General features: G+C 61.0%; 5 protein-coding genes and 1 pseudogene. 5 read left to right on the top strand and 1 reads right to left on the bottom strand.

Features of this window, described 5'->3' with window-relative positions:
* From FEM54_RS23950 to FEM54_RS23935, 4 genes and pseudogenes are all read left to right on the top strand, one after another.
* Positions 1-193: pseudogene (locus FEM54_RS23950) on the top strand (ABC transporter substrate-binding protein); the annotation flags it as partial.
* Positions 190-933 (top strand): metal ABC transporter ATP-binding protein, encoded by a 744-nt coding sequence (locus FEM54_RS23945; protein ID WP_017136363.1) that lies wholly within the window; start codon positions 190-192, stop codon positions 931-933. The pseudogene FEM54_RS23950 and the gene FEM54_RS23945, both read left to right, overlap by 4 nt.
* A complete protein-coding gene (locus FEM54_RS23940; RefSeq protein WP_017136364.1) occupies positions 933-1,832 on the top strand; it encodes a metal ABC transporter permease in 900 nt (299 codons plus the stop codon). Before FEM54_RS23945 ends, FEM54_RS23940 begins: the two co-directional genes overlap by 1 nt.
* Entirely contained in the window at positions 1,832-2,746 is a 915-nt protein-coding gene (locus tag FEM54_RS23935; protein ID WP_138453380.1) for a metal ABC transporter substrate-binding protein, read from the top strand. Before FEM54_RS23940 ends, FEM54_RS23935 begins: the two co-directional genes overlap by 1 nt.
* A 123-nt stretch (positions 2,747-2,869) precedes the next feature.
* Here the strand turns inward: FEM54_RS23935 and FEM54_RS23930 are convergent, their stop codons facing one another.
* Positions 2,870-3,583, bottom strand: a complete 714-nt coding sequence (locus tag FEM54_RS23930) for a UTRA domain-containing protein (protein WP_017136366.1) — start codon at positions 3,581-3,583, stop codon at positions 2,870-2,872.
* A gap of 351 nt (positions 3,584-3,934) precedes the next feature.
* On the opposite strand from FEM54_RS23930, the gene FEM54_RS23925 reads away from it, so the two are divergent.
* The gene (locus tag FEM54_RS23925) at positions 3,935-5,002 is read left to right on the top strand and encodes an ABC transporter substrate-binding protein (RefSeq protein ID WP_017136367.1); all 1,068 of its coding nucleotides are present in this window, start codon (positions 3,935-3,937) and stop codon (positions 5,000-5,002) included.
* The last annotated feature ends 116 nt before the right edge of the window (positions 5,003-5,118 follow it).

Here is a 5,118-nt window from a genome sequence, read left to right as displayed (position 1 = left end):
GGATGTGAAGGTGATCTTCTCGGAGATGGATTTCCCGTCTACCTACGTCGAGACCATCCAGCGTGAATCCGGGGTCAAGCTATACCCGCTGTCGCATATTTCCTACGGCGAATACACGCCCGAGAAATACGAAGTGGAAATGACCGGCAACCTCAACACCGTGGTACGGGCGATTCAGGAGTCAGGGGCATGACGGCAGCGCAGCAATTGAAAGTCGCCAGCATTGGCCCGACCCTTGAGTTCGACACGATCTCCCTGACCTTGGGCCGCACAGTGATTCTCGACGCGGTGAGTTTTGAGGTCGAACCAGGCAGCATCCACGCCCTGGTCGGCCCGAACGGCGGCGGCAAAAGCTCGCTGATCAAGACCTTGCTGGGGCAGACCCCGCACCAGGGCCAATTGCGCCTGCACTGGCCGAACACGCCAGGCACGGTCGGCTATGTGCCCCAGGCGCTGGAGTTTGATCGGGGCTTGCCGATGACCGTCGACGATTTCATGGCCGCCATGTGCCAGCGACGCCCGGCATTTCTCGGCCTGTCCCGGCATTACGCCGCTGCGATTGGCGAAGCACTGGAACGGGTCGGCATGCAGGACAAACGCAAGCGCCGCATGGGCGCGTTGTCCGGCGGTGAGCGTCAGCGCGTGCTGTTGGCCCAAGGCCTGATTCCGACGCCGCAGTTGCTGGTACTGGATGAACCGATGTCGGCACTCGATGAAGCCGGTATCCAGGTGTTCGAACGGCTGCTCAATGACTGGCGCCTGGCCGGGATCACCGTGCTGTGGATCGAGCATGACCTGGAAGCCGTGGGCCGCCTGGCCGATCGCGTCACCGGCCTGAACCGTCGCGTGCTGTTCGACGCCACGCCGAAAGAAGCGCTGACCCCGGACCGCCTGCTGACCCTGTTTTCCACCCATCCTCGGAGCGCGGCGTAATGAGTTATGAAGCCTTTCGTTTGATGGTCCAGGGCTGGGCTTCATCCGGGTACCTGCCGGAAGCACTGGCCTATGGGTTTGTGGTGAACGCCTTGCTCGCCGGCTTGCTGATCGGCCCGGTGCTGGGCGGCCTGGGTACACTGGTAGTGGTCAAGCGCTTTGCGTTCTTCTCTGAAGCCGTCGGGCACGCCGCGTTGACCGGCGTGGCCGTGGGCATTCTGCTCGGCGAGCCCTATACCGGGCCTTACGGCAGCCTGTTCGGCTACTGCCTGTTGTTCGGCATCCTGCTCAATTACCTGCGCAACCGCACCGGCTTGGCGCCAGACACCCTGATCGGCGTGTTCCTCTCGGTGTCCCTGGCGCTGGGTGCGAGCCTGCTGTTGATTCTGGCGGGCAAGATCAATGTGCACATTCTGGAAAACGTACTGTTTGGCTCGGTGCTGACGGTTAACGGCAATGACCTGCTGGTGTTGGCGGTCGTCGGCTCACTGGTGATGGCCCTGGCGTTACCGCTGTACAACCGCATCATGCTGGCCAGCTTCAACCCGCAATTGGCCGCTGTGCGTGGCGTGGCCGTCAAAACCCTGGATTACCTGTTCGTGATCCTGGTGACCTTGATCACCGTGGCGGCGGTCAAGGTGATCGGCGCCATTTTGGTCGGCGCCCTGCTGGTGATTCCGGCGGCGGCAGCGCGCCTGTTGAGCCAGTCGCTCAAGGGTTTTTTCTGGGTCTCGGTGGTGATCGCCACGCTCAGCACGCTGTGCGGCATTCTGCTGCCGATCATCTTCGACCTGCCCATCCCGTCCGGTGCCGCGATCATTCTGGTGGCCGGTATCGCCTTCGCCGTTGCCGCCATCGCGCGCGGCATCGTGCCCAGCCTCAAAGGGAATCTTGGATAATGCGCTCTGTTTTTCATCCGCTGGCCCTGGCCATTGCCTGTTTATTCACTGCGCCGTTGATGGCCGCTGAAGCTGCAAAACCTGCGGTTCACGCCGCCAAACCGGTGAAAGTGCTGGCCTCGCTGCCCATCACCTACGGCCTGGCCGAGGTGCTGCTCAAAGGCACCGATGTACAGCTTGAGCGCGCAGCACCGGCCAACCTGCCCGGTTCGCGGCAGGTGTCCTACTTCACCGGCCGGGGTGCCCCGGCCTTGGGCAGTTTGGCCCAGGACGCCGACGCGGCTATCGGCCTGCGCTCGCTGTGGGCGGATGACCCGCTCTACCCGGTGGCGCGGCGCAGCAATATTCGTATCGTCGAAGTGGACGCCGCGCGACCGGTGGACGGCGGCTTGCCGGGTATTGCTGTGCAACCGGGCGGTGCCGATGGCCTGAACAGCCAGCCGTGGCAGTCGAGCAACAATATGGGGCGCATGGCCGATGTGATGGCGGCCGACCTGAGCCGCCTGGCGCCCGCGGCCAAACCCAGGATCGACGCCAACCTCGCGGCGCTCAAACAGCGCCTGCTCAAGCTCAGCGCCGACAGCGAAGCAAGACTGGCCAAGGCGGACAACCTGAGTGTGGTCAGCTTGAGTGATCACTTTGCTTATCTGGTCAGCAGCTTGAACCTGGAAGTGCTCAGCACCGATGCCCGGCCGGATGCGCAGTGGACGCCTGAGGCCTTGCACACCCTCAGTGCCGACTTGAAAAGCAACGACGTGGCCGTGGTGCTGCATCACCGCCAACCGAGTGAGGCGGTTAGAACAGCCGTAACGGCAGGCGGTGCGCAACTGCTGGTATTAAATGTCGACGGAGCTGACCCGGTGGCGGAGTTGGAAGGCAATGTGGATCAGGTGATCAAGGCGCTGACGCCCTGAATGTGGGAGCTGGCTTGCCTGCGATGCGGGCAACTCGGTATCACTGTCAGATCGCGGTGATGCTATCGCAGGCAAGCCAGCTCCCACATTCAGTGTGTGGTGCATCCGTTGAATGTCCGGCGGTCAAACCACATCCACACCCACGTGAATCGCATCATGGCGCCAGAATTCCAGGTCGCAGTCGATCAAGCGCTCATGCTGGTCATAGTTGACCCGGGCGATCCGCAAGCCGGGGCTGCCCACCGACACACGTAATGCGCCAGCAGCCTCCACCGGCAGTGAAGTCGGCACAATCTCGAAACGCACGCGGCCGTAATGCAGGTCGTACTTGCGTGCATACAACTCGGTCATCGACTGGTTAAGGTCGCACGCCAGAATCCCCGGAAAATATTGCGGGTTCAGGTAATGCTCCACATACAGCACCAACCGCCCATCGATCCGCCGGCCCCGGCAGATCTGGATCACACTCGACAACGCCGGCAACTGCAACCATGCACACACCGCTGCCGATGCCGGCTGCAGCCGCGCCGAAATCACTTCGGTCGAGGCTACGCGCCCTTGCTCACTGACCATCGCGTGAAAATGGCTGCGTTGCATCAGGTTATAAGCCAGGCGCGGCGGCGAGACGAACCAGCCACGCCGCTCCTCGCGATAGATCTGGCCCTGGGCCTCCAGTTGTAACAAGGCTTCCCGCACCGTAATACGCGTGGTACCAAACAACTCGCTGAGCTTGCGCTCGGCGGGCAGTTTGCTCGCGGGTGGCAACAGCCCGTGGCCGATCTGCTCTTGCAGTGCCAGGCCGATGGATGTCACCGCCTTGATTGCCTCATCACGCATCAACGTTACCTATCTGGACTAGACCAGCACCGTTCAGGTGCACAAACCGCGCTGTATTCGGGCGTCTGCCGTTACCTGCCAGCCTAGGCATTACAGATGACCGACAGATGACAGCCCGTGCCGCCGCCCCACTCCACACCCTGCAATACATCGGCCAAGTCCAGGGCCTGCGGGCGCTTGGGCATGGTCTACGCTGAGTCTGAAGTCAGCGACATAAACGATTTAAAAACGACATCGACATGAAACTGTCATCCACCGAGCCTAAATTGGCTCAGGTATTGCTGACCTAGACCAACACCACCGCAAACGTCGATAAAAACGCAGCGTTGAAAACGCCCAAAGGAGCTTCGGATGAAACAGCTTTTCCTGGCATCACTGTTAGGCTCGACCATTGCCATGTGCACCGCCGCCATGGCTGCTGATACCGATCTAAAAACTCTGGAAGCCGCCGCGAAAGCGGAAGGCGCCGTCAACAGCGTCGGCATGCCCGATGACTGGGCTAACTGGAAAGGCACCTGGGACGACCTGGCCAAAACCTACGGCCTCAAGCACATCGATACCGACATGAGCTCGGCCCAGGAAATCGCCAAGTTCGCCGCCGAAAAAGACAACGCCAGCGCCGATATCGGTGACGTCGGCGCTGCCTTCGGCCCGATTGCGGTGAAACAGGGCGTGGCACAGCCGTACAAACCGACCACTTGGGCACAAGTGCCGGATTGGGCCAAAGATAAAGACGGCAACTGGGCCCTGGCCTACACCGGCACCATCGCCTTTATCGTCAACAAAAAACTGCTGCACGGCTCTGAAGCGCCAAAAAGCTGGGCTGATCTTAAAACCGGCAAATACAAAGTCTCTATTGGTGATGTGAGCACCGCCGCCCAAGCCGCCAATGGCGTGCTGGCTGCCGCCCTGGCCAACGGTGGCGACGAGAAGAACATCCAGCCTGCACTGCTGATGTTCGCCGAGATCGCCAAGCAAGGCCGCCTGTCACTGGCCAACCCGACCATCGCCACCATGGAAAAAGGCGAAGTCGAAGTGGGCGTGGTCTGGGACTTCAACGGCCTGAGCTACAAAGCCAAAATGGCCAACCCGGATGACTACGTGGTGCTGATCCCGTCGGACGGCTCGGTAATTTCCGGCTACACCACCATCATCAACAAATACGCCAAGCACCCGAACGCCGCCAAGCTGACCCGCGAATACATCTTCAGCGACGCCGGCCAGACCAACCTGGCACGTGGCAACGCACGTCCAATCCGCGCCGAGCACCTGACCCTGCCAGCCGATGTACAGGCCAAGCTGCTGCCGAACGAGCAGTACAAGAAGGTCACGCCGATCAAAGATGCCGACGCTTGGGAGAAGACCTCCAAGGCACTGCCGCAGAAGTGGCAGGAAGAAGTCATCATCAATATGCAGTAAGGCTCCCGGGTCTTATTTAGACCCAGAGCTGTGAAAGCGGTCAGTGTGAGAGCTGGCTTGTGTGGGAGCTGGCTTGCCTGCGATGCAGACGACTCGGTTTGTGATGTGAACCGAGG

Source organism: Pseudomonas edaphica, from assembly GCF_005863185.1.
Taxonomy (GTDB): Bacteria; Pseudomonadota; Gammaproteobacteria; order Pseudomonadales; family Pseudomonadaceae; genus Aquipseudomonas; species Aquipseudomonas edaphica.
Note: the sequence above shows the minus strand (reverse complement) of the source record. Positions and strands in the feature narration are given on the sequence as shown.

Coding starts and splice junctions, on each gene's coding strand:
- FEM54_RS23925 (WP_017136367.1), top strand. CDS start 3,935: ATGAAACAGCTTTTCCTGGCATCACTGTTAGGCTCGACCATTGCCATG.
- FEM54_RS23935 (WP_138453380.1), top strand. CDS start 1,832: ATGCGCTCTGTTTTTCATCCGCTGGCCCTGGCCATTGCCTGTTTATTC.
- FEM54_RS23945 (WP_017136363.1), top strand. CDS start 190: ATGACGGCAGCGCAGCAATTGAAAGTCGCCAGCATTGGCCCGACCCTT.
- FEM54_RS23930 (WP_017136366.1), bottom strand. CDS start 3,583: ATGCGTGATGAGGCAATCAAGGCGGTGACATCCATCGGCCTGGCACTG.
- FEM54_RS23940 (WP_017136364.1), top strand. CDS start 933: ATGAGTTATGAAGCCTTTCGTTTGATGGTCCAGGGCTGGGCTTCATCC.